We start from the raw sequence: 25595 nt of genomic DNA, 5'->3' as shown, positions 1-25595 counted from the left end.
TTCCGGGAGTGAGCCGCCCCTTGCCCGATGCTTCCGCCTCGTCGCCCTCCCCACCCCCGGCGCGCCGCGCCCGCCGCCCGAGCCCGGCGCGCACGGCCCGGACCCGCGAGGCGATCCTGGCCGCGGCGCTCGACATCTTCCTCGAGCGCGGCTTCGCGGCGACGCGCATGGCCGATGTCGCGGCCCGGGCGGGGCTCGGGAAAGGGACGCTCTACCTGCATTTCGCCGACAAGGCGGCGCTGTTCGAGGGGGTGTTGCAGGCGGCGGTCGGCGCGCCGCTGGCCGGCCTCGCCGGCGCTGCGCCCGCATCGGACGAGCCGGTGCGCGAGGCGCTGCGGCGACTCCTCGGGCCGGTGCTGCGGGAGATGGAGACCTCCCGCCGCGCCGCGGTGATCCGCCTGGTCCTGGCCGAGGCAGGGCGCTTCCCGGAGGTGGCGGCGATGTACCGCCGCATCGTCATCACGCCCGGCCTCGCCGCCATCCGGGCCCTGGCGGCGCGGGCCGCGGCGCGGGGCGAGCTGCGGGACGCGGCGCTGCTGCGCCATCCGCAGCTCCTGGTCGCGCCGGTGGTGCTGGCGGTGCTGTGGAACGGCTATTTCGCCGAGGGTGACGTGATGGACCCGGAAGCGGCGTTCGCGGCCCAGCTCGACCTGCTCTTCCTGCCCTGAGACGGGCACCCTTCGCCGGCCGCAGGGCAGGGCCGCGCCGCGCCGGCGTTCCCGCGCCGCCGCGTCTGCTCTAGCCTGCCGGCCCCATGCGCTATCTCAGCACCCGCGGCGAGGCCGCGCCCCGCGACTTCGAAGGTGTCCTGCTCGCCGGGCTCGCCGAGGATGGCGGGCTCTTCCTGCCGGAGGCCTGGCCCCATCTCTCGCCGGCCGAATGGCGGGCGCTGCGCGGCCTGCCCTATGCCGAGCTCGCGGCGCGGCTGATGCAGCCCTTCCTCGGCGATGCGCTCGCCCCCGCGACGCTGCGCGGCCTCACCGAGGCGGCCTATGCCGGCTTCGGCAGCCCGGCGGTCGCGCCGCTGGTGCAGCTCGACCACCGCAGCTTCGTGTTGGAGTTGTTCCACGGGCCGACGCTCGCCTTCAAGGACATGGCGATGCAGCTGCTCGGGCGGCTGTTCGACCAGGTGCTGGCGCGGCGCGGCGAGCGCATCACCATCGTCGGCGCCACCTCGGGCGATACCGGCTCGGCGGCGATCGAGGCCTGCCGCGACCGCGCGGCCATCGACATCGTCATCCTCCACCCCGAGGGGCGGACGAGCGAGGTGCAGCGGCGGCAGATGACGACGGTGCTCTCCGACAACGTCGCCAACCTCGCCGTCCGCGGCAGCTTCGACGACTGCCAGGACCTGGTGAAGGCGATGTTCAACGACGCGCCCTTCCGCCAGGAGATGCGGCTGGCTGCGGTGAACTCCATCAACTGGGCGCGGGTCGCGGCGCAGATCCCCTACTACGCCTATGCCGCCCTCGCCCTCGGGGCGCCGGACCGGGCGGTCGCCTTCAGCGTGCCGACCGGCAATTTCGGCAATGTCCTGGCCGCCTGGGCGGTGCGGGAGATGGGGCTGCCGGTGGAGCGGCTGATCGTCGGCTCCAACCGCAACGACATCCTGGCCCGCTTCCTCGCGGCCAACGACATGTCGGTGCAGGGAGTGGAGCCCAGCCTCTCGCCGAGCATGGACATCCAGGTTAGCTCGAATTTCGAGCGGCTGCTCTTCGAGCTGCTCGGCCGCGACGGGACGGCGACGGCCGAGACCATGCGCCGCTTCCGCGCCGAGGGCCGCATGCCGGTGCCGGACGCGGCCTGGCGGCGCGCCGCCGCCCTGTTCCACGGCTTCGCGCTCGACGATGCGGGGACGCTGGCCGAGATCCGGCATCTCTGGGAGAGCGCCGGCTACCTCGCCGACCCGCACACCGCGATCGGCACCGCCGCGGCGCGGGCGCATGCGCCGGCGGATCCGGCGATCCCGGTGGTGATCGCCGCCACGGCGCATCCGGCGAAGTTCCCCGATGCGGTGGCGCGGGCGACCGGACGGCGGCCGCCCCTGCCGCCGCGCCTCGCCGACCTGCCGGCGCGCGAGGAGCGCTATTCGGTGCTGCCGGCCGAGCTCGCCGCGGTCGAGGATTTCGTCCGCGCCCATACGCGCCGCAACCGCCGGGGCTGAGGCCGGCGGGGGCTGGCCTCAGCGCCGCAGCCTGGGCGCGAGGTCGCGTTCGAAGAAGCCGATGAACTCCTCCTGCTGCGGCCCCACCTGCGTCAGGATGATGTGGTCGAAGCCGGCCTCGATGTATTTCGCGATGCTCTCGGCGTGCCGTTCCGCCGAGGGGCCGCAGCTCACCTGCTGCGCCACTATCTCGGGCGTGATGTGGCGCGAGGCCGCCTCGAAGCCGCGCGTTGTCGGCAGCTCCGCCTGCACCGGCCAGCCGGTGACCGACCAGCGGAAGTAACGATGCGCGGTCTGCTGCGCCTCGGCCTCGGTCTCGGCCCAGCAGAGCGACACCTCGGCATAGCAGGGGCCCGAGCCGCCTGCCTCGCGGAAGGCCTCGATCAGCTCGCGCTTCGGCTCGGTCGCCACCAGCCCCTCGCCCTTGCGCCCGGCCAGCCGCGCCGCCTCCGGCCCGCCGGCGGCGACCGCGACCGGCACCTTGCGCTGCGGCCGATCGTAGAGCTTCGCCTGGTCGAGGCTGAAATACTGGCCGCGATAGTTGCTGAGCTCGCCCGAGAGCAGGCCCTGGATGACGTCGATGGCCTCCGACAGCCGCTCGTGCCGCTCGCCGATGCCCGGCCAGCCCTGGCCGGCGACATGCTCGTTCAGCCGCTCGCCGGCGCCGAGGCCGAGGGTGAAGCGGTCGTCGCTCAGCAGCGCGATGGTCGCCGCGCCCTGGGCGATGATGGCCGGATGGTAGCGCATGATCGGGCAGGTGACGGCGGTCATCAGCCCGATCCGGCTCGTCGCCTGGGCGAGGGCGCCGAGCACCGACCAGGCGAGCGGCGCATGGCCCTGCTCCTCGATCCAGGGCGAGAAATGGTCGGAGATGGCGGCGAGGTCGAAGCCGGCCTGCTCGGCCCGCTGCAGGTTGCGCACCAGCTCCTTGGGGCCGTGCTCCTCGGACATCAGCTTGTAGCCGAAATGGGTCATGGGTGGGGCTCCGTCGGCAGAGCGTCGGCAACGCGGCGCGCCGGCGAATGTTCGCAGCGCCAGCCCCGGCGGGAGGGCCCCGCCCCCTCTGCCCGAGGGCGTTGCCAGGGCCCGGGACGCTGGCGCAAGCTACCGGCACCCAAGCGGCGGCAGCGAGGATCGCCCGGGTCGGGGAAGGGGACGCCATGGACCAGGAAGACCAGCCGCCCGGCGGCCGTCGCGGCCTGTTGCAGGCCGCAGCCACCCTGCCGCTGCTCGGCGGCCTCGCCCTCTCGCCGGCCCTCGCGGCCGAGATGGGGCGGTCGGCGAAGCCGCTGCGCGCCGCCTTCTCCAATGCCGGGCTGCAGGCCACCTGGTGCGCCCAGGGCAAGGCCGCCGCGGAATACTGGGGCCGGCTCTACAATGTGGACGTCACCTGGTTCGACGGCGAGCTGAACGCCACCCGCCAGCGCGGCGCCATCGACAACATGGCCTCCCAGAAATGGGATTTCGTCGCCATCCAGGCCTTCGGCATCGGCACCCTGGCGGCGCCGGTGCGCAAGATGATCGATGCCGGCGTGCCGGTGATCGACATGGACACGCTGATCGCGCCGCTCGAGCAGATCAACGTCCACAGCTTCCTCGCCCCCGACAACGAGCTCATGGGCGCGGCGGTGACCGAGGCGCTGATGCAGGCGATCGGCGGCGAGGGCACCGTCATCATGACCCAGGGCGCGCTCGGCCATACCGGCGCGCAGGGGCGGGCGCGCGGCTTCGACGCCGTGGTGAAGCGCTACCCGAAGGTGGAGGTGCTGGACACCACGCCGGGCGACTGGGACGTCACCAAGGTGGCGCGCATCTGGGACACCCACCTGACCAAGTACCCGAAGATCAGCGCCGCCTATTTCCACAACGACGACATGGCGCTCGCCGCCTACAACGTGATGAAGGCGAAGGGCCGCACCGAGATCAAGATCGGCGGCTGCGACGCCATGCCGCCGGCCCTGCAGGCGGTGATGGACGGCCGCATGCACGCGACGGTGCGCAACCCCTCCTGCCGCATCCATGGCGGCGCCATCCTGGCCGGGGTCGCGGCGGTGGTGGCGGGCGAGAAGACCGGCGAGGGCGGCATCCCGAAGCATGTCATCACCGATGGGCCGGTGGTGACCAGGGCCAATGCCGCGGGGATGGCCTGGATGCAAAAGCACTTCCTGATCTAGCCGCGGCATGTCCCCTGGCATGGTGCCCCCTGGCATGGTGTCCCCTGGCGCCCCGCCGCGGCTCGAGCTCAGCGGCATCTCGAAGCGCTTCGCCGGCGTCGCGGCGCTGGAGGGTGTCGATTTCCGGCTCGCCGCCGGCGAGGTGCACGGCCTCGTCGGCGAGAACGGCGCCGGCAAGAGCACGCTGATGAAGATCATCGCCGGCGTGCATGCGGAATACGAGGGCGAGATGCGGCTGGACGGCCGGCCGGTCCGCTTCCGCAACCCGCGCGAGGCGCGCGATGCCGGCATCGGCATGGTGCATCAGGAGCTGTCGATCGTGCCGGCGCTCTCGGTGGCCGAGAACGTCCTGCTCGGCCGGCAGCCGCTGAACCGCCTCGGCCTCGTCGCCTGGCGGCGCATGCGCGCGGCGGCGCGGGCGCAGCTCGAGGCGCTCGGCCTCGACATCGACCCCGCCGTGCCGGCCGGCAGCCTGCCGCTCGGCCTGCAGCAGATGGTGGAGCTGGCGCGGGTCCTGCTCTCCGGCGCGCGCATCCTCATCCTCGACGAGCCGACCTCGGCCCTCTCGCCGCCCGAGGTGGAGTGGCTCTTCGCCCTGCTCGACCGCCTGCGGGCGGATGGGCGGAGCGTGGTCTTCATCTCGCATTTCCTCGACGACGTGCTGCGCGTCTCGGACAGCGTCACCGTCTTCCGCAACGGCCGCCGGGTCGGCAGCGCCGCGGCGCGCGAGGCGGGCAAGCCCTGGCTGATCGAGCGCATGATCGGCGCCGGCCATGAGCGGCTGGAGGAGAGCTATTCCGAGGCGATCCCGCTCGCCCCGCGCTCCCGCGCCCCGGTGGTGCTGGCGGTCGAGGAGCTCGGCGTCGAGGGGTTGTTCGGCCCCGCCTCGCTCGAGCTGCATGCCGGCGAGGTGCTCGGCCTCTACGGCTTCATGGGCTCCGGCCAGCTCGACCTGGCGCGGGCGCTCTCGGGCAAGCTGCGGCCGGATCGCGGCACGGTGCGGGTCGATGGCCGGGTGGCCCGGCTCGGGCGCGGCACGCCGGGGGCCAAGCGCGCCGGCATCGCCTATGTGCCGGAGAGCCGCCGCGCCATGCTCTTCGCCGGCGAGAGCGTCACCCGCAACATCAGCATCGCGGTGCTGGAGCGGATCAACCGCCTCCTGCTGCGGCCCCGGCAGGAGCGCCGGATCGCCGAGGGGCATGTGCGGCGCCTCGGCATCCGCCCGGCCCGGGTCGATCTGCCGGTCGGCCAGCTCTCCGGCGGCAACCAGCAGAAGGTGGCGCTCGCCCGCTGGCTGACCCACCTGCCGCGGGTGCTGCTGCTGAGCGAGCCGACGCGCGGCATGGATGTCGGCGCCAAGGACGACGTGGTGCGCATCGTGCGCGGGCTGCGGGAGCAGGGGGTCGGCATCCTCGTCGTCTCCTCCGAGCCGGAGACGGTGCTCTCGCTCGCCGACCGCATCCTGGTCATGCGCCGCGGCCTGCTGGCCGAGGAGTTCGCCGGCGAGGCGGTGGGCAAGGACCGCCTGCTGGCCGCGGCGTGAGGGAGGGGAGCCGATGCCGAACGAGCTGACCGAGGCCACGCCGCGCGGCAGGCTGGCCGAGACGCTGCGCGGGCAGCTTCGCAACCTCGCGCCCTTCGCCACCCTCATCGCGCTGATCGCCCTGTTCAGCGCCCTCAGCCCCTCCTTCGCCACGCTGGCCAATCTCGGCAACGTGCTGCAGCAGGTCTCGATCACCGCCATCATCGCGGTGGGGCTGACCTATGTGATCCTCTGCGCCGAGATCGACCTCAGCGTCGCGGCGGTGGCGAACGCGACCGGCATCCTGCTCGCCGTGCTGACGGTGCAGGATGCCAGCACCGGCATCGCCACCCTGCCCCTGCCGGGCGGGCTGGCGATCCTCGTCGCGCTGCTCGGCAGCCTCGCCCTGGGCGGCGTCACCGCCCTCGGCGTGACGCGGATCGGCATCCCCTCCTTCATCATGACGCTCGCCATGCTGCAGATCGCCAGCGGCATCGGCGCCCTGCTGGTGCGCGGGCAGATCGCCTACAGCGTGCCCGACCTGTTGCTCACCCTCGGCAGCGGCTCGATCGGGCCGGTGCCCTGGGTCGTCGTGGTCGCCGGGGTGGTGCTGCTGCTCGGCCATCTGGTGCTGACCTATACGCGCTTTGGCCGCTACATCTACATGGTCGGCGGCAACCGCGAGGCGGCGGAGCATTCCGGTGTCGGCGTCCGCGCCGTGGTGGGCACGGCGCTGGTGATCTCGGCCCTCTGCTCCGGCCTCGCCGGCATGCTGGGCGTCGCCTATTTCGGCAGCGCGCAGCAGAACCAGTTCGACAATTACCTGCTGGACGCGATCTCGGCCGTGGTGGTCGGCGGCACCAGCCTGTTCGGCGGCCAGGGCGGCATCGGCAACACCATCCTCGGCGTGCTGGTGCTCGGCGTGCTGAACAACGGGCTGGACCACATCCGCATGGACAGCTTCCTGAAGATCCTGATCCGCGGCCTGGTGCTGCTGCTCGCCCTGGTCATCAACGTCTATGCCCAGCGGCTGCGCAGCCGGCGCCGCTCCGCTGCCTGAACTGTCCGCCGGGGCGGACGTTGTGGGGACGCCATGACCCGGCCGGACCCGCTCAGCCGCTACCGCGCGAAACGCGACTTCGCCCGCACCGCCGAGCCGCCAGGGGAGGTGCCCAACGGGGCGGCGCCCCGCCCCGCCACCGGCCGCGGCGGCCGCTTCGTCGTGCAGAAGCATGCCGCCTCGCGGCTGCATTTCGACCTCCGGCTTGAGCTCGACGGGGTGCTGAAATCCTGGGCGGTGACCCGCGGCCCCTCGCTCGACCCGGCCGAGAAGCGCCTCGCCGTCGAGGTCGAGGACCATCCGCTCGACTATCGCGGCTTCGAGGGGGTGATCGAGGCCGGCTACGGCGCCGGCACGGTGATGGTCTGGGACGAAGGGCGCTGGGAGCCGGCGCCGGAGGTGGCGGACCCCGCCGCGGCGCTGGCCGCGGGCAACCTGAAATTCAGCCTGCACGGCGCCCGGCTGCGCGGCGCCTGGGACCTCGTCCGCATGAAGCCGCGGCCGCGCGAGCGGCAGCCGCAATGGCTGCTCATCAAGCGCCGCGATGCCGAGGCGCGGCCGGGCGAGGGCGGCCGGCTGGTGGAGGAGGCGCTGACCTCCGTCGCCACGGGCCGCAGCATGGAGGAGATCGCCGGCGGCCAGCCGGCCGCGAAACGGCGCGCGGCGGCCAAGCGCCAGGCCGCGCCGCCGCGGCGGTCGGAGCCGGAACCGGCGCCGCCGGCCCCCGCGCGGCGCAGCGCCGGCCCGGCGGCGCCTCGCCTGACCCATCCGGAGAAGCCGCTCTGGCCGGCGGAGGGGATCAGCAAGCGGGACCTCGCCGACTACTATGCCGCCGCCGCGCCGCGCCTGCTGCCGCAGATCGCCGGCCGGCCGCTCTCCCTGGTCCGCACCCCGGACGGGATCGAGGGCAAGCGCTTCTTCCAGCGGCACCCGATGCCGGGCCTGCCCGCCGCCATCCGGCGACTGGAGGTGCCGGGCGAGGCGCGGCCCTGCCTCGGCGTCGACAGCGCCGAGGGGCTGCTCGCCCTGGCGCAGATGGGGGTGACGGAGATCCATCCCTGGGGCGCTCTCGCGGCCGATATCGAGCATCCCGACCGGCTGGTCTTCGACCTCGACCCGGATGAGGGCCTGCCCTTCGACCGGGTGGTCGAGGCGGCGCAGGCGCTGCGCGAGCGGCTGCAAGGGCAGGGCCTCGCGCCCTTCTGCAAGACCACCGGCGGCAAGGGGCTGCATGTGGTGGTGCCGCTGCGGCCGCAGGCGGGCTGGGCGGCGGTGCGGGATTTCTGCCAGGGGCTGTGCGAGGCGCTGGAAGCCGAGGCGCCGGGGCGCTTCACCACGCGCGCCGAGCGGGAGGCCCGGGCCGGGCGGATCTATCTCGACTATCTGCGGAACGACCGCAGCGCTTCGGCCGTCGCCGCCTGGTCGCCGCGGGCCCGGCCGGGCGCGACGCTCGCCATGCCGCTCGCCTGGCGGGAGGTGACGCCGCGGCTCGACCCGCAGGCCTTCACCCTGGCCGCCGCCACGGCGCGGCTGCGCCGGCGCGATCCCTGGACTGGCTTCGCGGCGGCGGCGCGGCCCCTGCCGGCGCCGCCGCGGGGCTGAGCTCCGCGCTGCGGCGCTTCCCCGTGCCGAACCGCACGCATGACGAAAGGGATAACCGCCCGGCCCGCGCGCAACGGTCGCATTGGCGACGCATCCGCCCTAGATGGAAGGCTGCCAATGCCTGTCCGGACGGCCCGCTCCCGCTTGCCCGTCCTCCTGCCCAGCGGGGCCCGGCCGTCCCCGTCCCGAGGAACCCGAATGTCCGACGCCGTCCGCCTGACCCGCCTGCCCAACGGCCTCATCGTCGTCTCCGAGACCATGCCGCGGGTCGAGACCGTCTCGATCGGCGCCTATGTCGCCGCCGGCACCCGGCATGAGAGCGAAGCGGAGAACGGCGTCTCCCACTTCCTGGAGCACATGGCCTTCAAGGGCACGGAGCGCCGCAGCGCCGCCGACATCGCCCGCGAGATCGAGAATGTCGGCGGCCACCTGAACGCCTACACCTCGCGCGAGAACACCGCCTATTACTGCAAGGTGCTGAAGGAGGATGTCGGCCTCGCCGCCGACATCATCGGCGACATCCTGACGCATTCCAGCTTCATCCCGGAGGAGCTGGAGCGGGAGCGCGGCGTCATCCTGCAGGAGATCGGCCAGGCGAACGACACGCCGGACGACATCATCTTCGACCACTTCCAGAACACCGCCTTTCCCGGCCAGCCCATGGGCCGGCCGACGCTGGGCACCGAGGAGGTGATCCGCGACATGAAGCGGGAGGCGCTGACCGGCTACATGCGCCACCATTACGGGCCGGAGCGCATGGTGGTCGCCGCCGCCGGCGCGGTGGAGCACGAGGCGGTGGTGGACCTCGTGCAGCGCCACTTCGCCGACCTGCCGCAGGTGGCGCCGCCGCCGCCCGAGGCCGCGCGCTATGTCGGCGGCGAGTTCCGCGAGGAGCGCGACCTCGACCAGGTGCACATCGTCCTCGGCTTTCCTTCGACCGGCTACAAGGACCGGCTGCACTACCCCTCGCTGCTGCTCTCGACCCTGCTTGGCGGCGGCATGTCCTCGCGCCTGTTCCAGGAGATCCGCGAGAAGCGCGGCCTCGTCTACTCGATCTATTCCTTCGCGCATCCCTTCCAGGATGGCGGCCTCTTCGCCGTCTATGCCGGCACCGGCGAGAAGGAGGCGGAGGAGCTGGTGCCCGTGACGCTCGAGGAGCTGCGCAAGGTGCAGACCGACGTGACGCAGGACGAGCTGGACCGCGCCAAGGCGCAGTTCCGCGCCTCGCTGCTGATGTCGCTCGAGAGCACCGGCAGCCGCACCGAGCAGCTCGCCCGGCAGATCCAGGTGCATGGCCGCGTCATCCCGGTGGAGGAGACCAAGGCGCGGATCGCCGCCGTCACCATCGAGGACGTGCAGGAGGCGGCGCGCGCCGCCTTCCGCGCGGCGCCGACCCTCGCCGCGCTCGGTCCGGCCGGCCGGGTGCCCGGCCTGCCGCAGATCGCCGAGCGGCTGGCCGCCTGATCCCCATCCGGGACAGCGCCGCGCGGGGGACGCCCGGGGTGATGTTCGGGGCGACGTCCCTGGCCGGCCATGGCATACCCGCGCGCCCATGGCCGGCCCATCCCCTGGGTTGGGCCGGGTTCCCGAGGAGAGTCCGATGAGCCAGCTCGCCACCCTGCAGGACCTCGTCGCCGCCGCCCGCAGGGCCGGGGCGGACGCCGCCGACGCCATCCTGGTCGGCAGCGCCTCGCTCTCCGTCGCCCGGCGGCTCGGCAAGATCGAGCAGCTCGAGCGGGCGGAGGGGTTCGATCTCGGCCTGCGCGTCTTCGTCGGCCGCCGGCAGGCGATCGTCTCGACGACCGATCCCGCGCCGGTGGGCTTCGCCGCCCTGGCCGAGCGGGCGGTCGCCATGGCGCGGGTGGTGCCGGAGGACCCCTTCGCCGGCCTCGCCGAGGCGCCGGACGGGCTGGTCGCGGTCGATCTCGACCTCGCCGATGCCACCGAGCCCGATGCCGAGGCGCTGATCGCCCGCGCCGCCGCCGCCGAGGAGGCGGCGCTGGCGGTCGCCGGCGTGACCAATTCGGAGGGCGCCGAGGCCGGCTGGGGGCGCAGCGTCATCGCCCTCGCCGCCAGCAACGGCTTCGCCGGGGAATATGTCCGGACCAGCCAGTCCGTCTCCGTCACCGCCCTCGCCGGCCAGGGCACGGCGATGGAGCGGGATTACGACTATGCCAGCGCCGTGCATCTCGCCGATCTCGAGGATGCCGCCCTGCTCGGCCGCCGCGCCGGGGAGAAGGCGGTGGCGCGGCTCAACCCGACCCGGCCGAAGACCGCCCGCCTGCCGGTGGTCTACGACCCGCGCGTCGCCGCCTCGCTGCTCGGCCATCTGGCCGGGGCGATCAACGGCGCGGCGGTGGCGCGCGGCACCTCCTTCCTGCGCGACCGGCTCGGCCAGCGGGTGCTGGCGCCCGGGCTGACGCTGGTGGACGACCCGACTCGGCATCGCGGCCGGCGCAGCCGCCCCTTCGACGGCGAGGGGATGCAGGGCGTACGCCGGGCCATCGTCGAGGACGGCGTGCTGACGAGCTGGGTGCTGGACTGGCGCAGCGCCCGGCAGCTCGGCATGACCTCGACCGGCCATGCCGGCCGCGGCACCGGCAGCCCACCCTCGCCCTCGACCACCAATCTCTGGCTTGAGCCGGGCAGCGTGACGCCGGCGGCGCTGATGGCCGATATCCGGCTCGGCCTCTACGTGACCGAGCTGATCGGCAGCGGGGTCAACGGCATCACCGGCGACTACAGCCGCGGCGCCGCCGGCTTCCTGATCCGTGACGGGGCGCTGGCCGAGCCGGTGAGCGAGGTCACCATCGCCGGCAACCTGCGGGAGATGCTGTTGCATCTGACGCCGGCCGACGACCTGGAATTCCGCCGCGGCACCGACAGCCCGACACTGCGGGTCGAGGGGCTGACGATGGCCGGGGCCTGACCGCCGCGCGTCCTGGGAAGGACTGGCCGCGGAGGGGATCTTCGAATCGATCGCCGCAGGGGGGGGCGTCGCGCCGGCCGGTCCGCCGGACGGGCGCGGCGGCCGGGCGGCGCCTGGGGGAGTGACTGCGATGGCGATCCAGGACTGGCGCAAGTCGCGCGAGCAAATGGAGCGCGAGGCGATTGCCGCGCTGGCCGAGCTGGTGGCGGATGCGGAGGGCGAGTTGCCGCTGCGCGAGGCGGCGACGCTCGCCATCATCACCGCGCATCAGGTGCCGGAACTGGTCGAGATGGGCGCCTTCGTCGAGGGCGACCTGGACGAAGCGGCGATGCAGGCAATGGCGGTGGTGGTCGACATCGCCGCCGGCTGGGACGACGAGGAGGAACGCATCGGCAGCTATGTGGCGAGCCTCGACGAGCATGACCTCCTGCGCCTGACCCGGGCGGCGCATCCCTGGGCCGTCGCGGTCTGGCGGCAGATGGTGCCGCTCAGTGAGGCGGAGAAGGAGACGACGCTGGCCTCGCTGCGCCGCGGCTGAAGGACAGCCCGGACTTCCAGCGGGGAACCGTCGCAATCCTGCCCGCGTCTCCTATATATTGCGGCCAAGAAAGCCATTGCCGGAGAGACACCAAGCCATGCGTCGTCCTGCCTTCCTGCTCGCGGCCTTCGCCGCCGCGGTCCTCGCGCTGGCGCCGGCGCTCGCGGATGCGCGGCCGGGCGGTGGCAGCTCCATGGGCAGCCGCGGCTCGCGCACCTGGAGCGCGCCGCCCTCGACCAACACCGCCCCCGGCACTGCCCGGCAGATGGACCGGAGCATGACCGAACCCTCGCGGCCCGGTGGCAGCTATGGCCAGACGCCCTACAACCGGCCGCCGATCGGCCAGACCAGCCCGGCGGGCGGCATGTTCTCGCGCTCACCCTTCATGGCCGGGCTGCTCGGCGGCCTGATCGGCACCGGGCTCGGCGGGCTGCTCTTCGGCCATGGGCTGTTCGGCGGCTTCACCGGCTTCGGCAGCTTCCTCGGCTTCCTGCTGCAGATCGCCATCATCGTGCTGATCGCCCGCTTCGTGCTGAACGCCATCCGGCGCCGGCAGCAGCAGCCGGCCTATGCCGGCGCCGGCGCGCCCGGTGGCATGGCGCGGCAGACCCAGGGGCAGGGGCAAGGCTACGGCCAGGGGCCCGGTGACCGGATCGGCCATGGGCCGCGCCCCAATTACGGCGGCGGCGGGGCCGCCCCGGCCGGGCAGCCGATCCAGATCGGCCCGGCGGATTTCCAGGCCTTCGAGAATGCCCTGAAGGTGGTGAACGAGGCCTGGTCGCGGCAGGATGAGCGCGCGATGCGCGCCGTTGCCACGCCGGAGATGGTGCAGTTCTTCGGCAACGACCTTGCTGACCTCGCCCGCCGCGGCTGGCGCAACGAGACGCGCGACACGGTGCTGGAGAAGGGCGACCTCGCCGAGGCTTGGCGGGAAGGGGAGCGGGAGTTCGCCACTGTGGCCATGCGCTTCTCGCAGATCGACGTAACCCGCCGGGTCAGCGACGGCGCCGTGGTGGAGGGGGATCTCAACCGCCGCCAGACGGTCACCGAACTCTGGACCTTCACCCGGAGCCAGGGCGGCCCCTGGATGCTTGCCGCCATCCAGCAGACGGGCTGACCGGGCGGGGCGCCGTCCCCGCTCCCGCCGTCGTCTTTTGGTCACATTTGCGCCGTCTCGGCCTTTCGCCGGGGCGGCGCAGTCGCAATTGTGGTGAAGAAGGGCCAAATCATGGCATGATCGTGGCAGCACGCTGCCATCTGTCCTATTCCAGGAGGTCCCGTTTCATGATCGCCCTGTGCTTCCTCGCCGTGCTCGCCGCCGTCGCCGGGCTGTCCATGGTGGCCCTGGCGCTGGTGCCGGCCGCGGCGCTGGCCTCGGGCGCCCTGCTGGCCGCGCCAGCCTTCGGTGCCGTCTCCCTCGCCAGCGGCCTCGCCGCCGCCGTGATGGCGCTCCGCCGCGAAGGCTGAGCCATCGCCGTCACCGGTGTCTTGCTGCCGTCCCTGACGTGCCGCCGCCCGCTGCGTTCCCTAGAGCGTGAATCACGCGATCAAACAACGGCCTGGACCCTGATCCGCGACCCTGTGTGAGCGGATCATGGTCTGGGCCGACGCCGGCAGCATCACCGGGATCGGCCCGGCTGCCTCCACGATCGTGACGGGCAAGCTGCCCGCCGAATCGCCATCCGCCTGCACCGGCACCGCCTCGCCCCGCAGAACCACCCGCCGCGCCGCGCGCAACTCCACCCCCGGCAGGCGCGGCAACAGGTCGAGCGGCAGGGCCAAGCCGGAGAGCGCCGCCCGCCAGGCGCCGCCCCGTCGGAACAGCGCCACCTGGAAGCCCGCCGCGCCCGGCCGCGCCGCCGGCGCCAGCAGATGACGTCCGGCATAGAGCCGTCCCTTGCTGACGATGGCGCTCGCCACCTCCACCGCCTCGCCATCGAGTTCGGCAACGAAGCGCGGATGGCGGTAGCGCGGCAACTCGCGCATCCCCTGCAGAACATAGGCGCCGCGGCCGAATCGCCGCTTCAGCCCGAGATCGAGCCGCCGCACCACCTCGGCATCGAAGCCGGCGCCGAGCATCTGCACGAAGAGCCGCTGCCCGCCATTCCCGAAACGCGCGATCCCCGGCCGCAGCAGGCACGGGCAGCCATGGGCGAGGATGTCGGCCGCGGCTTCCGGCTGCAGCGGCAGCCCGAGCTCCCAGGCCAGGACATTGGCCGTGCCGAAGGGAAGGATGCCGAGCCGCGCTTCGCTGCCCGCGAGCCCCGCCGCCACCTCGGCGATCGTGCCGTCGCCGCCGGCCGCGACGACGAGCGGCGTGCCGGCCGCCGCCGCCTCGCGCGCCAGTGCCGTCGCGTGGCCGGGATGGCGGGTCTCCGCGACCTCTGCCGGCCGTCCGGCCCGCGCCAGGGCGCCGAGGGCGCGGAGCAAGCGCCGCCGCCGGCGCGTCCCGGCCGCGGGGTTGAACAGGATGAGCATGCTGCCGTCCCGGTGCTGCGCAGCGACCGCCCCGACCGGGCCGCGGTTCGCGCCAGGCACGGAGTCTCGCCTCCGGGCGTCTCCCCGCCCTGCGGCGAACTGCTTTAGCGACGCCTCGGCGACACTCGCGCGACGACGATATGGCAGGGGCGTGACATTCAGGGTTGCGGAGCGCCTTTCCCGATCGCGTCATTGAAGCGTCACCGACCTGTCGCGCGGATCGGGCTACTGCCGGCACGCGCAAGCATCCCGCCCGGGGCCGCCCCGGGACGGGAGGGCCGAAGGCAGGTGCGATGCAGACGACCGAGACCAGACGCCGCTACCGCACGATCTTCCTCTCGGACGTGCATCTCGGCACCCGCGGCTGCCGGGCGGATTTCCTGCTCGACTTCCTGCGGCGGACGGAATGCGAGCGGCTCTTCCTGGTCGGCGACATCGTCGATGGCTGGCGGCTGCGCAAATCCTGGTACTGGACCGAGGATTTCGACGAGGTGCTGCGGCAGATCCTGCGCATGGCGCGGCGCGGCGTGGAGGTCACCTACATCCCCGGCAACCATGACGAGATGTTCCGCGACTGGCTCGGCCTCGGCTTCGAGGTGGCGGGGGTGCGCATGCTGCGCGAGGCGGTGCACGAGGCGGCCGATGGCCGGCGCTACCTCATCATCCATGGCGACGAGTTCGACGGCGTCATCCGCTACGCCAAGGTTTTGGCCCATCTCGGCGACTGGGCCTATGACTGGGCGCTCACCCTGAACCGGCTGTTCAACGCCGCGCGCCGGCGCCTCGGCTATCCCTACTGGTCGCTCTCGCAATGGCTGAAGCGGCAGGTGAAGGAGGCGGTGAAGGCGATCGACCGCTTCGAGCTCGCTTTGGCGAACGAGGCGAAGCGGCGCGGCCTCGACGGCGTGGTCTGCGGCCATATCCACCATGCCGAGATGCGGCGGGTGCAGGGCGTGCTCTACATGAACGACGGCGACTGGGTGGAGAGCTGCACCGCGCTGGTCGAGCATGCGGACGGGCGCTTCGAACTGGTCGACTGGGCGCGCGAGAACCATCTGTCGCTCTGGCCCGGCGCGGCGCGCCCGGCCATCGCCGCGGCCTGACCGGCCTGCCGATGCTGCTCGACGCGGCCGTGCCGGAAGGCGCGGCGACGGGGCCGGGCGGGGCCGGGGCGCTGCGGCTGCTGATCGTCACCGATGCCTGGCACCCGCAGGTGAACGGCGTGGTGCGCACCCTCGCCACCATCGCCGGGCGGCTGCGGGTGCAGGGCGATGCGGTGGAGGTGATCGGGCCCGACCGCTTCCGCACCCTGCCGCTGCCGAGCTATCCGGAGATCCGCCTGGCGCTGCGGCCGCGCCGCGCCCTTGCCGCCATGGTCGACGCCTTCCGCCCGAGCGCGGTCCACATCGCCACCGAAGGCCCGCTGGGCTGGGCGATGCGCGCCCTCTGCCGGCGTCGCGGCTGGCCCTTCACCACCAGCTTCCACACCAAATTCCCGGACTACCTCGAGGCCCGCATCGGCCTGCCGCCGCGCTTCGCTTGGTCGGTGCTGCGCCGCTTCCACGAGGCCGGGCGCGGCACCTTCGCCGCCACGCCCTCGCTGCGCGGCGAGCTCGCCGCCCGCGGCTTCACCCAGTTGCGGCCCTGGACCCGCGGCGTCGATCTCGACCTGTTCCGCCCGGCGCCGCGCGAGGACTGGCCGCTGCCGCGGCCGGTCTTCCTCTATGCCGGGCGCGTCGCGGTGGAGAAGAACATCGAGGCCTTCCTCACCCTCGACCTGCCGGGATCGAAGGTGGTGGTCGGCGACGGGCCGCAGCGCGAGGCGCTGGCGCGGCGCTTCCCGGCGGTGCATTTCGCCGGCTGGCGGCAGGGCGAGGCGCTGGCCCGCGCCTATGCCGGCGCCGATGCATTCGTCTTCCCCTCCCGCACCGACACCTTCGGCCTGGTGATGCTGGAGGCGATGGCTTGCGGCACGCCGGTCGCGGCCTTTCCGGTGACCGGGCCGCTCGACGTCATCCCCGGCTCCGGCGCCGGGGTGCTGGACGAGGATCTGCGGCGCGCCGCGCTCGCGGCGCTCGATTGCGACCGCGCCGCCTGCCGGCGCCATGCCGAACGCTACTCCTGGGAGGTCTGCGCCGCGGATTTCCGCTGCCAGCTTGTGCCGATGCGGTGAGTTGCTGCCTCTTGAAGCGCCTATCAAAGCCGTCGCTGCCCGTTGCTCTGCTGCGGCTTTGCCGCGGCAGGCTGTGACGGTTCCTGGGCAGGAGGAGACTCTATGGGGCCCCCACAAAACCGCTTCGCGGCTTCGCGGGACGTTCTTACCCCAGCCGCAGCCGCGCTTCGGTCGCCAGCCGGTCTGCCCGCTCGTTCATCGGGTCGCCGGCATGGCCGCGCACCCAGCGCCATTCCACCTGATGCGGCTTGGCGGCGGCGAGCAGCCGCTGCCAAAGCACCATGTTCGCCACCGGCTCCTTCGCCGCGTTGCGCCAATTGTTGCGGACCCAGCCATTGATCCAGCGGCTGATGCCGTTGCGGACATATTCGCTGTCCGTGTGCAGCACCACCGTGCAGGGCCGCTTCAGCGCCTCGAGCGCGCTGATCGCCGCCATCAGCTCCATCCGGTTGTTGGTGGTCGCCGGATCGCCGCCCGAGAGCTCCCGTTCCACCTCGCCGTAGCGCAGGATCGCCGCCCAGCCGCCGGGGCCGGGATTGGGCTTGCAGCCGCCATCGGTCCAGATCTCGACCGGCTGCGCCGTCTCCTCAGAGTCCAAGGGAGGCGGGCCCCTCGGCACGGGAGAAGAAGCGCAGCTTGCGCAGGTATTCCAGCGGGTCCTTGCGGGTGACCAGCGCCCCGACCGGCGTCGCCGTCCAGTCGTAGAGCCGCGTCAGCAGGAAGCGGAGCGCCGCGCCGCGGCAGAGCACCGGCAGCGCCGCCCGCTCCGCCGCCGAGAGCGGCCGCAGCCGCTGGTAGGCGGCGAGCAGCGCATGCGCCCGGGTCACGTTGTAGGAGCCGTCCGCCTCGAAGCACCAAGCGTTCAGACAGACGGCGATGTCATAGGCCAGCAGGTCGGTGCAGGCGAAGTAGAAGTCGATCAGGCCGGAGACGCAGGGCCGGCCATCCGCCCCGTCGAGGAAGAAGACGTTGTCGGGGAACAGATCGGCATGGATCTGTCCGGCGGGCAGCGCCTCCCCCTCCGGCCAGACGGCGAGGATGCCGGCGAGCGCCGCGTCCAGCTCGGCGACGAGGCCGGGCTGCACCGCGTCGCAGCCCGGCCGGCAGCGCTCCAGCAGCGGCCCCCAGGCGGCGGGGCCGAGGCTGTTCGGCCGCATCTCGGCGAAATCCGCCCCGGCCAGGTGCAGCCGCGCCAGCGCCCCGCCGAGTGGCGCGCAATGCTCCGGCCGCACGCGGCGGGGCCAGAGGCCGGGGAGGAAGGTGCAGATCGCCGCCGGCCGCCCCGCGAGGCTGCGCAGCGCGAGGCCATCCGCCGCCTTCACTGGCAGCGGGCAGTCGATGCCGCGCGCCACCAGGTGCTCCATTAGGGCGAGGAACCAGGGCAGCTCGCGCGGATCGACCCGCTTCTCGTACAGGGTCAGGATGAAGTCGCCCGCCGCGGTCTTCAGCGCGTAATTCGAGTTCTCGACCCCCTCGGTGATGCCGCGGAAGGCGAGCAGCTCGCCGAGGGCATAGTCGGCGAGGAAGGCGCGCAGCGCCTCGTCGGTGACTTCGGTATAGACGGCCATGCGGGGCTTCTACAGCGGATCGTGCCGAAAGCTGAATGCCCCTTAGGCCATCCGAACCATGCCAGCGGACCGGTCCCTTGACCGGTCCGAGGCCCCGAACGGGGCCCGCGCCGAGTGGCGCGAAGCCAGGCAAACCGGAGGTTTGCGCCCGGCGCCAAAGGGACATCGAATGGGACCCCTGAGGCGGTCACGCATCAGGGGCATCGGAATCAAGCCGGCTGCAGGCCGGAGGGCAGCTTGAAGGTGATGCGCTCCTCGGCGACCACCACCTCCTCGATGGCGATCTCGAAATGCTCGGAAAGGCGGGCCAGCACCTCCTCGACCAGAACCTCGGGGGCGCTGGCGCCGGCGGTGATGCCGACCGTGCCGAGCCCGGCGGCGAGGGAGGGGTCGAGGTCGCGGCCGCGCTGCACCATGATGGCGCGCGGGCAGCCGGCCCGCTTCGCCACCTCCACCAGCCGCAGCGAGTTCGAGGAATTGGGCGCGCCGACCACCACCATCAGCTCCGCCCGCGGTGCGATCGCCTTCACCGCCGCCTGGCGGTTGGTGGTGGCATAGCAGATATCCTCCTTCGCCGGGGCGTGGATCGCCGGGAAGCGCTGGCGCAGCGCCGCGACGATGCCGGCGGTGTCGTCCACCGAGAGGGTGGTCTGGGTGATGAAGGCGAGCGGCCGGTCCATCGGCACCGGGACGCTGCGCGCCTGCTCCTCGTCCTCGATCAGCGTCACCGTGCCCTGCGGCAGCTGGCCCATCGTGCCCACCACCTCCGGATGGCCGGCATGGCCGATCAGCAGGATGTGGCGGCTGCGGGCGAAGTGCTGCTCCGCCTCCCGGTGCACCTTGCTGACCAGGGGGCAGGTGGCGTCGAGGTAGAAGAGCTTGCGCCGGCTCGCCTCGGCGGGGACGGATTTCGGCACGCCATGGGCGCTGAAGACCACCGGCGCGTCGTCCGGCACCTCGTCCAGCTCCTCGACGAAGATCGCCCCCTGGCGCTCCAGGCTCTCGACGACGTAGCGGTTGTGTACGATCTCGTGCCGGACATAGACAGGCGCGCCGTAGCGGCGGATCGCCTCCTCGACGATCTTGATGGCGCGATCCACGCCGGCGCAGAAGCCGCGCGGGCCGGCCAGCAGGACGTTCAGGCTGGGCTTGCCGCCGGCGTCCCTGGGGCGTGCGGTGGTGATCTGGTGCATGGGTCGGGTTCGCTCGCGGGCCACGGGTTGCCGTGCCGGCCGGCCGGCGGGCAGGGTGCGCCTGGATGGTATCCAGGGGCGCACACTAGCCAGCGCGGCTTTGGGCTCAAGGGGGAAGATGGGGATGCGGGTGCGGTTTGTCCTGGGTGCCATGGGCATCATGGCGGCCCTGGCGCTTTCGGGGTGCGGGGATGCGAGCAATCAGCGGCTGCCGGTGGCCTGCCCGCGGCCGGGCATCCTGGCGGAAGGGGCGGATCTCACGCGCTATCGCCCCGGCGCGGTGCGGGACCTGACGACGCTGGAATGGGATGCGCGGCTCTCCGGGATCAGCGGCGGCTGCAACCCCGGCAGCAAGAATCGTAGCATCGATGTCACGCTGACCGCCAATTTCGCCATCGAGCGTGGGGCCGGCACCGAGGGGCGCGTCGTCGACCTGCCCTGGTTCGTCGCCGTGGTCGATGCGCGGGACGAGCGCATCCTGGCCCGACACAGCTTCGTCGACCGAATCCTCTTCGCCCGCAACGAGACCCGCATGAACGCCGAGAGTGCGCCGGTCAGCCTCTCGCTGCCGGTCGGGGAGGGGCGGCGCGGCACCGACTACAAGGTCTATGTGTCCTTCGACCTGACGCCGGAGGACCTCGCCCTCAACCGTCGGCGCGGGCCGCGATGATCTAGTTCCCCGCAGAACCGCTGCGCGGCTTCGCGGGGCCCCCAGGGAGTCCCTCCGGCTCAAGAACCGTCACAGCCTGCCGCGGCGAAGCCACGGCAGGGCAACGGGCGGCAACGGTTGCGACAGGCGTCTTACTAGGCACCGGAAGGTTTCGCCTTCCTGCTCCTCGATCGCCGGGCGCGGCGCGGTTGCGCCGGCGGGGCGGGGCGGGTTAGACCTGACGCTCCCGCTGATCCCGCGCGGGAGAGAGGGAGGCATCCGGCCGTGATGGCCGGGCAGCCTCCCCGCCGAAGGCGCAACCGGCCCCCGGAAACGCTCAGGCAGAAGGGCCGCGTGGGGAAGGGGCCTCTGGAAAGCCTGGCAGCCGCAGGGCGGCCGGCACCGACGGAGTAAGGCCGCAAGCCAGCCGGCCGAATCTCTCAGGTCACCGGACAGAGGGGGGCCACGGAGCAGCAACTCGCGCCACGCAGCCGTGGCAGGGGGGACCGTGGCAGAACCGGACACATTGCTCGAAACGCCGCTCGGCGGCCTGCATCGCGCGCTCGGCGGGCGCATGGTGGGCTTCGCCGGCTATGCCATGCCGGTGCAGTACCCGGCCGGCATCATGGCCGAGCACCTGCACTGCCGCAGCGCCGCGGCGCTCTTCGACGTCTCGCATATGGGCCAGGCGGAGCTGCGCGGCGAGGGCGCGGCCGCGGCGCTCGAGCGGGTGACGCCGGCCGACATCCAGGGGCTGAAGCCAGGCCGCCAGCGCTACGGCCTGCTGACGACCGAGGCGGGCGGCATCTTCGACGACTTCATGGTGGCCAATCTCGGCGACCGGCTCTTCCTCGTCGTCAATGCCAGCCGCAAGGCGCAGGACTTCCCGCTGATCGAGGCCGCCCTGCCGGCCGGCGTCACCCTGCGCCCGCTGCCCGAGCGGGCCCTGCTGGCGCTGCAGGGCCCGGCCGTCGCCGGGCTGCTGGACCGCCTCGCCCCGGCGCTCGCCGCCCTCTCCTTCATGGGGGTGGCCGAGGCGGAGATCGGCGGCATCCCGGTGCTCGCCTCGCGCTCCGGCTATACCGGCGAGGACGGGGTCGAGATCAGCGTCGCCGCCGACCGGGCCGAGGCGCTGGCGCGGCTGCTGCTGGAGCAGCCGGGCGTGCAGCCGGCCGGGCTCGGCGCCCGCGACTCGCTGCGGCTCGAGGCCGGGCTTTGCCTCTACGGCAACGATATCGACGAGACGACCAGCCCGGTGGAGGCGGCGCTCACCTGGGCGATCGGCAAGCGCCGGCGCATGGCATGGGACTTCCCCGGCGCGGCGCGGGTGCGGCAGGAGCTGGCCGATGGCCCGGCCCGGCTGCGCGTTGGCCTGCGGCCGGAGGGGCGGCAGCCCGCCCGCGCCCATACCCCGATCCATGCCGCCGATGGCGGCCCGGTCGGCGAGGTCACCTCCGGCGGCTTCGGCCCCTCGCTGAACGCCCCGATGGCCATGGGCTATGTCGCGCGCGCGCAGGCCGAGGACGGCACGCCGCTCGACCTGATGGTGCGCGGCAAGGCCCTGCCGGCCCGCATCGCCCCCACCCCCTTCGTTCCCCATCGCTACAAGCGCTGATCCGGAGAGCCGCGCCATGTCCGAGCTGAAATTCACCAAGGACCATGAATGGGTGCGCCAGGATGGCGACGCCGCGGTGATCGGCATCACCGACCATGCGCAGAACGCCCTCGGCGACGTGGTCTTCGTCGAGCTGCCCGAGGTGGGCCGCGAGGTCGCGGCCGGCGAGGCCTGCGCCGTGGTCGAGAGCGTGAAGGCCGCCTCCGACGTCTATGCCCCGATCGCCGGCCGGGTGGTGGAGGTGAACGCCGCCCTCGCCGAGGACCCGGCGCTGATCAACCAGGACCCCGCCGGCCAGGGCTGGTTCTTCAAGATCGAGCCGAAGGACCCGGCCGAGATCGCGGCGCTGCTGGACGAGGCGGCCTATGCCCGCTTCGTGGAGAGCGAGGCATGAGCCTCGGCGCCCCGGACGGGATGATGGCGGAGAGGGCGCCGCTCGACGCCCTCGCGGCGCTCGAGGATCAGGGCGAGTTCGCCCGCCGGCATATCGGCCCCGGTCCTGAGGACATCGCCGCCATGCTCCAGCTGGTCGGGGTGCCGAGCCTCGAGGCGCTGGCCGCGCGCACCGTGCCGGCCTCGATCGCCGGCGCCGATCTCTCGGCCCTGCCGCCGCCGGCGACCGAGGCCGAGGCGATCGCCGAGCTGCGGGCGCTGTCCGAGCGGAACCGGCGCGTGAAGTCGCTCATCGGCCTCGGCTATCACAACACCCATGTGCCGCCGGTGATCCTGCGCAACGTGCTGGAGAATCCCGGCTGGTACACCGCCTACACGCCCTACCAGGCGGAGATCGCCCAGGGGCGGCTCGAGGCGCTGGTGAATTTCCAGACCATGGTGGCCGACCTCACCGGCCTGCCGGTCGCCAATGCCTCGCTGCTCGACGAGGCGACGGCGGCGGCCGAGGCGGTGGCGCTGGCCCATGCCGCGCACAAGGCGAAGGGCCGCACCCTGCTCGCCGCCGCCGACCTGCACCCGCAGACCCTGGCCGTGGTGCGAACGCGCGCGGAGCCGGTTGGCATCGAGGTGGTGGTCGTGCCGCCGGCCGAGATCGCGGCGCGGGCCGACTCGGAAAAGCCCTTCGCGGTGCTGCTGCAATATCCCGGCACCACCGGCGAGCTGCGGGATCTGGCGCCCGAGATCGCCGCGGCGCATGACGCCGGCGGCCTCGCCATCGTCGCCGCCGACCCGCTCGCCCTTTGCCTGTTGACGCCGCCCGGCGAGATGGGCGCCGATGTGGTGGTGGGCAGCACCCAGCGCTTCGGCGTGCCGCTCGGCTATGGCGGGCCGCATGCCGCCTACATGGCGGTGAAGGACGGGCTGAAGCGGCTGCTGCCCGGGCGGCTCGTCGGCGTCTCGGTCGATGCCGCCGGCAGCCCGGCCATGCGCCTCGCCCTGCAGACGCGCGAGCAGCATATCCGGCGCGAGAAGGCGACCTCCAACATCTGCACCGCGCAGGTGCTGCTGGCGGTGATGGCCAGCATGTACGCGGTCTGGCACGGGCCGGAGGGGCTGAAGCGCATCGCCGGGCGGGTCGCGCTGCAGGCGCGGCTGCTCGCCGCGGCGGCACGGCGGGGCGGCTTCGCGCTGCGCCACGGCGCCTTCTTCGACACCATCGCCATCGAGGCGGGGGAGCGCGCCGGGGCGCTGGTCGAGGCGGCGCTGGCGCAGGGCTTCAACCTGCGCCGCGAGGGCGGGCTGGTCTGCCTCGCCCTCGACGAGACCATCAGCCGCGCCGAGCTGGCGACGCTCGCCGTGCTGCTCGGCGGCGCCGCGCTGGAAGGCCTCGCGCCCGAGGGCGGCGCGCCGGCCTCGCTCCTCCGGCGGAGCGGCTTCTGCGGCGCGGAGGTGTTCAACAGCCACCACAGCGAGCATGCGATGCTGCGCTACCTGAAGCGGCTGGAGGACAAGGACGTCGCGCTGAACCGCAGCATGATCCCGCTGGGGTCCTGCACGATGAAGCTGAACGCGACCGCGGAGATGATCCCGATCACCTTCCCCGGCTTCGCCGAGATCCATCCCTTCGCCCCGGTGGCGCAGGCCGAGGGCTATATCGAGATGATCCGGCGGCTGGAGCGCTGGCTCTGCGCCGTCACCGGCTTCGCCGCCGTCTCGCTGCAGCCCAATGCCGGCAGCCAGGGCGAGTATGCCGGGCTGCTGGCGATCCGCGCCTGGCACCGGGCGCGCGGCGAGACGGGGCGGGATGTCTGCCTCATCCCCGCCTCGGCGCATGGCACCAACCCGGCCAGCGCGGTGATGGCCGGAATGAAGGTCGTCGTCGTCGGCTGCGACCGGGAGGGCAATGTCGACCTCGCCGACCTGCAGGCGAAGGCCGAGCAGCATGCGGCGCGGCTGGCGGCGCTGATGATCACCTATCCGAGCACGCATGGCGTGTTCGAGGAGGAGATCCGCGGCATCTGCGACCTGATCCATCGGCATGGCGGCCAGGTCTACATGGACGGCGCCAACATGAATGCGCAGGTCGGGCTGACCAGCCCGGCGGCGATCGGCGCCGATGTCTGCCACCTGAACCTGCACAAGACCTTCTGCATCCCGCATGGCGGCGGCGGCCCGGGCATCGGGCCGATCGGCGTCGCGGCGCACCTGGCGCCGCACCTGCCGAACCACCCGCTGCTCGCCGAGGCGGGGCCGGCGACGGGCTACGGCCCGGTCTCGGCCGCGCCCTTCGGCTCGGCCGCGATCCTGCCGATCTCCTACGCCTATATCCGCATGATGGGCGCCGAGGGGCTGACGCGCGCGACCTCGGTCGCGATCCTCAGCGCCAATTACGTGGCGCGGCGGCTGGAGGAGCATTTCCCGGTGCTCTATCGCGGCCGGCGCGGCATGGTGGCGCATGAATGCATCCTCGACTGCCGCGGCTTCCAGCAGGGGGGCGGCGTGCTGGTCGAGGACATCGCCAAGCGGCTGCAGGATTACGGCTACCACGCGCCGACCATGTCCTGGCCGGTGCCCGGCACGCTGATGGTGGAGCCCACCGAGAGCGAGCCGAAGGAGGAGCTGGACCGCTTCTGCGACGCCATGATCGCCATACGCGCCGAGATCCGGGCGGTGGAGCAGGGCCGCGCCGATAAGGTGGACAACCCGCTGAAGAACGCGCCGCACACCGCGGCCGAGGTCATGGCGGCGGACTGGGCGCATCCCTACAGCCGCGAGCAGGCCGCCTTCCCGCTGCCCTTCGTGCGGGCGCATAAATTCTGGCCGCCGGTGAAGCGGGTGGACAATGTCCATGGCGACCGCAACCTGGTCTGCACCTGCGCGCCGCTCGAGGACTATGCGCAGCAGATGCAGCTGCAGGCGGCGGAGTGACGGAGGAGACCCCGCCGGCTGGCTGGCCGGCGGGACCGCTGCCGGAGGCGGAGCGCCCCTGGCGGCTGCTCTCCCGCCGCGCGGTGGTGCGCGACCGGCATCTCGACCTCGATGCCGAGGCGGTGGAGACGCGCGAGGGCGCGGTGCTCGACCCCTATTGGGTGATGACCTATCCCGACTGGGTGCTGGTGGTCGCGCTGACAGCGGACGACCGCATGGTGCTGGTGCGGCAATGGCGGCAGGGGGCGAAGGCCTGGGTGCTGGAGCCGCCGGGTGGTGTGATGGATGCCGGCGATGCCGATCCTTGCGCGACGGCGGCGCGGGAGCTGCGGGAGGAGACCGGCTATGCCGCGGCGCGGCTGCGGCTGGTGGCCTCGCTCTGGTCGGACCCGGCGCATAACAGCAACCGCCTGCATGTCGTGCTGGCCGAGGGCGCGGTCGTGGCCGGGCCGCTGGCGCGCGAGGCCGGCGAGGAACTGGAGACGGTGCTCCTGCCCGCCGCCGAGGCACTGTCCGGCGCGGCGGCCGGCCGCTTCACCCATGCCATGCATCTCGGCGGCCTGCTGCTGGCGCTGCGGGCCGCCGGGCGGTTGTCCTTCTGAGGCCCGC

23 protein-coding genes and 2 riboswitches are annotated in these 25595 nt (G+C 72.9%); of the genes, 18 read left to right on the top strand and 5 right to left on the bottom strand.

The genetic code is table 11. From position 1 onward, the window contains the following. Positions 1-20: 20 nt before the first annotated feature. Positions 21-668 (top strand): TetR/AcrR family transcriptional regulator, encoded by a 648-nt coding sequence (locus HJG45_RS20445; protein WP_171614491.1) that lies wholly within the window; start codon positions 21-23, stop codon positions 666-668. A gap of 86 nt (positions 669-754) precedes the next feature. Continuing rightward, positions 755-2164 carry a threonine synthase gene (gene thrC / locus HJG45_RS20440; protein ID WP_171614489.1) on the top strand — a complete coding sequence of 470 codons (1410 nt, stop codon included), beginning with the start codon at positions 755-757 and terminating at the stop codon, positions 2162-2164. Positions 2165-2182: 18 nt separating this feature from the next. Here the strand turns inward: thrC and HJG45_RS20435 are convergent, their stop codons facing one another. Continuing rightward, entirely contained in the window at positions 2183-3139 is a 957-nt protein-coding gene (locus tag HJG45_RS20435; protein ID WP_171614488.1) for a TIGR03557 family F420-dependent LLM class oxidoreductase, read from the bottom strand. A gap of 185 nt (positions 3140-3324) precedes the next feature. Between HJG45_RS20435 and HJG45_RS20430 the strand changes: the two genes are divergently transcribed. The 9 genes from HJG45_RS20430 to HJG45_RS20390 all read left to right on the top strand — a co-directional run bounded on the left by HJG45_RS20430 (position 3325) and on the right by HJG45_RS20390 (position 13456). Continuing rightward, a complete protein-coding gene (locus tag HJG45_RS20430) occupies positions 3325-4338 on the top strand; it encodes a sugar ABC transporter substrate-binding protein (protein WP_171614486.1) in 1014 nt (337 codons plus the stop codon). Positions 4339-4372: 34 nt separating this feature from the next. Next, entirely contained in the window at positions 4373-5881 is a 1509-nt protein-coding gene (locus tag HJG45_RS20425) for a sugar ABC transporter ATP-binding protein (RefSeq protein WP_171614484.1), read from the top strand. A 13-nt stretch (positions 5882-5894) separates the two neighbouring features. Beyond that, positions 5895-6920 carry an ABC transporter permease gene (locus tag HJG45_RS20420; RefSeq protein ID WP_171614482.1) on the top strand — a complete coding sequence of 342 codons (1026 nt, stop codon included), beginning with the start codon at positions 5895-5897 and terminating at the stop codon, positions 6918-6920. 33 nt (positions 6921-6953) lie between these two features. Next, positions 6954-8522: a non-homologous end-joining DNA ligase gene (gene ligD / locus HJG45_RS20415; protein ID WP_171614480.1), complete on the top strand. Its 1569-nt coding sequence runs from the start codon at positions 6954-6956 to the stop codon at positions 8520-8522. Between the two features lie 198 nt (positions 8523-8720). Continuing rightward, positions 8721-9986: a pitrilysin family protein gene (locus HJG45_RS20410; protein ID WP_171614478.1), complete on the top strand. Its 1266-nt coding sequence runs from the start codon at positions 8721-8723 to the stop codon at positions 9984-9986. 136 nt (positions 9987-10122) lie between these two features. Continuing rightward, a complete protein-coding gene (locus HJG45_RS20405; protein ID WP_171614476.1) occupies positions 10123-11451 on the top strand; it encodes a TldD/PmbA family protein in 1329 nt (442 codons plus the stop codon). Positions 11452-11581: 130 nt separating this feature from the next. Beyond that, entirely contained in the window at positions 11582-11989 is a 408-nt protein-coding gene (locus HJG45_RS20400) for a hypothetical protein (RefSeq protein WP_171614474.1), read from the top strand. Between the two features lie 97 nt (positions 11990-12086). Beyond that, positions 12087-13106: a TIM44-like domain-containing protein gene (locus HJG45_RS20395; RefSeq protein WP_171614472.1), complete on the top strand. Its 1020-nt coding sequence runs from the start codon at positions 12087-12089 to the stop codon at positions 13104-13106. Positions 13107-13273: 167 nt separating this feature from the next. Continuing rightward, entirely contained in the window at positions 13274-13456 is a 183-nt protein-coding gene (locus HJG45_RS20390) for a hypothetical protein (RefSeq protein WP_171614470.1), read from the top strand. A 72-nt stretch (positions 13457-13528) separates the two neighbouring features. Here HJG45_RS20390 and HJG45_RS20385 read toward each other — a convergent pair whose 3' ends face one another. Beyond that, positions 13529-14527 carry a diacylglycerol kinase family protein gene (locus HJG45_RS20385; protein WP_368040646.1) on the bottom strand — a complete coding sequence of 333 codons (999 nt, stop codon included), beginning with the start codon at positions 14525-14527 and terminating at the stop codon, positions 13529-13531. Between the two features lie 233 nt (positions 14528-14760). Here HJG45_RS20385 and HJG45_RS20380 point away from each other — a divergent pair, with 233 nt between their 5' ends. Beyond that, positions 14761-15570 (top strand): UDP-2,3-diacylglucosamine diphosphatase, encoded by an 810-nt coding sequence (locus HJG45_RS20380; RefSeq protein ID WP_171614468.1) that lies wholly within the window; start codon positions 14761-14763, stop codon positions 15568-15570. A gap of 71 nt (positions 15571-15641) precedes the next feature. Then, positions 15642-16640: a glycosyltransferase family 1 protein gene (locus HJG45_RS20375; RefSeq protein WP_171614725.1), complete on the top strand. Its 999-nt coding sequence runs from the start codon at positions 15642-15644 to the stop codon at positions 16638-16640. 145 nt (positions 16641-16785) lie between these two features. Here HJG45_RS20375 and rnhA read toward each other — a convergent pair whose 3' ends face one another. From rnhA to ispH, 3 genes are all read right to left on the bottom strand, one after another. Continuing rightward, positions 16786-17238 (bottom strand): ribonuclease HI, encoded by a 453-nt coding sequence (gene rnhA / locus HJG45_RS20370; protein ID WP_171614466.1) that lies wholly within the window; start codon positions 17236-17238, stop codon positions 16786-16788. After that, positions 17228-18208: a homoserine kinase gene (locus HJG45_RS20365; protein ID WP_171614464.1), complete on the bottom strand. Its 981-nt coding sequence runs from the start codon at positions 18206-18208 to the stop codon at positions 17228-17230. Before HJG45_RS20365 ends, rnhA begins: the two co-directional genes overlap by 11 nt. Positions 18209-18417: 209 nt before the next feature. Beyond that, positions 18418-19401, bottom strand: coding sequence for a 4-hydroxy-3-methylbut-2-enyl diphosphate reductase (ispH, locus tag HJG45_RS20360; RefSeq protein WP_171614462.1), 984 nt, complete (start codon positions 19399-19401; stop codon positions 18418-18420). Positions 19402-19525: 124 nt separating this feature from the next. Between ispH and HJG45_RS20355 the strand changes: the two genes are divergently transcribed. From HJG45_RS20355 to HJG45_RS20335, 5 genes are all read left to right on the top strand, one after another. Next, positions 19526-20071, top strand: coding sequence for a hypothetical protein (locus HJG45_RS20355; RefSeq protein ID WP_171614460.1), 546 nt, complete (start codon positions 19526-19528; stop codon positions 20069-20071). A gap of 230 nt (positions 20072-20301) precedes the next feature. Further along, positions 20302-20413, top strand: a riboswitch (glycine riboswitch). Positions 20414-20416: 3 nt separating this feature from the next. Further along, positions 20417-20509: riboswitch (glycine riboswitch) on the top strand. A gap of 49 nt (positions 20510-20558) precedes the next feature. After that, the gene (gcvT, locus tag HJG45_RS20350; RefSeq protein WP_368040645.1) at positions 20559-21665 is read left to right on the top strand and encodes a glycine cleavage system aminomethyltransferase GcvT; all 1107 of its coding nucleotides are present in this window, start codon (positions 20559-20561) and stop codon (positions 21663-21665) included. 16 nt (positions 21666-21681) lie between these two features. Continuing rightward, the gene (gcvH, locus tag HJG45_RS20345) at positions 21682-22059 is read left to right on the top strand and encodes a glycine cleavage system protein GcvH (RefSeq protein WP_171614458.1); all 378 of its coding nucleotides are present in this window, start codon (positions 21682-21684) and stop codon (positions 22057-22059) included. A gap of 23 nt (positions 22060-22082) precedes the next feature. Beyond that, a complete protein-coding gene (gene gcvP / locus HJG45_RS20340) occupies positions 22083-24986 on the top strand; it encodes an aminomethyl-transferring glycine dehydrogenase (RefSeq protein WP_217362993.1) in 2904 nt (967 codons plus the stop codon). Further along, on the top strand, positions 24983-25588 hold the full coding sequence (locus HJG45_RS20335; RefSeq protein ID WP_368040644.1) for an NUDIX hydrolase: 606 nt from the start codon (positions 24983-24985) through the stop codon (positions 25586-25588). The genes gcvP and HJG45_RS20335 overlap by 4 nt, the downstream gene beginning before the upstream one ends. The last annotated feature ends 7 nt before the right edge of the window (positions 25589-25595 follow it).

It is taken from the genome of Roseicella sp. DB1501 (assembly GCF_013112485.1).
Classification (GTDB): domain Bacteria; phylum Pseudomonadota; class Alphaproteobacteria; order Acetobacterales; family Acetobacteraceae; genus Paracraurococcus.
This window is presented reverse-complemented; position numbering and strand designations above follow the sequence as displayed.

Excerpts from the sequence above, each read along its gene's own strand:
- gcvH (WP_171614458.1), top strand. The coding sequence starts at position 21,682 with ATGTCCGAGCTGAAATTCACCAAGGACCATGAATGGGTGCGCCAGGAT.
- HJG45_RS20355 (WP_171614460.1), top strand. The coding sequence starts at position 19,526 with ATGCGGGTGCGGTTTGTCCTGGGTGCCATGGGCATCATGGCGGCCCTG.
- HJG45_RS20410 (WP_171614478.1), top strand. The coding sequence starts at position 8,721 with ATGTCCGACGCCGTCCGCCTGACCCGCCTGCCCAACGGCCTCATCGTC.
- ispH (WP_171614462.1), bottom strand. The coding sequence starts at position 19,401 with ATGCACCAGATCACCACCGCACGCCCCAGGGACGCCGGCGGCAAGCCC.
- HJG45_RS20420 (WP_171614482.1), top strand. The coding sequence starts at position 5,895 with ATGCCGAACGAGCTGACCGAGGCCACGCCGCGCGGCAGGCTGGCCGAG.
- HJG45_RS20395 (WP_171614472.1), top strand. The coding sequence starts at position 12,087 with ATGCGTCGTCCTGCCTTCCTGCTCGCGGCCTTCGCCGCCGCGGTCCTC.
- HJG45_RS20405 (WP_171614476.1), top strand. The coding sequence starts at position 10,123 with ATGAGCCAGCTCGCCACCCTGCAGGACCTCGTCGCCGCCGCCCGCAGG.
- thrC (WP_171614489.1), top strand. The coding sequence starts at position 755 with ATGCGCTATCTCAGCACCCGCGGCGAGGCCGCGCCCCGCGACTTCGAA.
- HJG45_RS20435 (WP_171614488.1), bottom strand. The coding sequence starts at position 3,139 with ATGACCCATTTCGGCTACAAGCTGATGTCCGAGGAGCACGGCCCCAAG.
- ligD (WP_171614480.1), top strand. The coding sequence starts at position 6,954 with ATGACCCGGCCGGACCCGCTCAGCCGCTACCGCGCGAAACGCGACTTC.
- HJG45_RS20400 (WP_171614474.1), top strand. The coding sequence starts at position 11,582 with ATGGCGATCCAGGACTGGCGCAAGTCGCGCGAGCAAATGGAGCGCGAG.
- HJG45_RS20365 (WP_171614464.1), bottom strand. The coding sequence starts at position 18,208 with ATGGCCGTCTATACCGAAGTCACCGACGAGGCGCTGCGCGCCTTCCTC.
- gcvP (WP_217362993.1), top strand. The coding sequence starts at position 22,083 with ATGGCGGAGAGGGCGCCGCTCGACGCCCTCGCGGCGCTCGAGGATCAG.
- HJG45_RS20430 (WP_171614486.1), top strand. The coding sequence starts at position 3,325 with ATGGACCAGGAAGACCAGCCGCCCGGCGGCCGTCGCGGCCTGTTGCAG.
- HJG45_RS20380 (WP_171614468.1), top strand. The coding sequence starts at position 14,761 with ATGCAGACGACCGAGACCAGACGCCGCTACCGCACGATCTTCCTCTCG.
- HJG45_RS20425 (WP_171614484.1), top strand. The coding sequence starts at position 4,373 with ATGGTGTCCCCTGGCGCCCCGCCGCGGCTCGAGCTCAGCGGCATCTCG.
- HJG45_RS20390 (WP_171614470.1), top strand. The coding sequence starts at position 13,274 with ATGATCGCCCTGTGCTTCCTCGCCGTGCTCGCCGCCGTCGCCGGGCTG.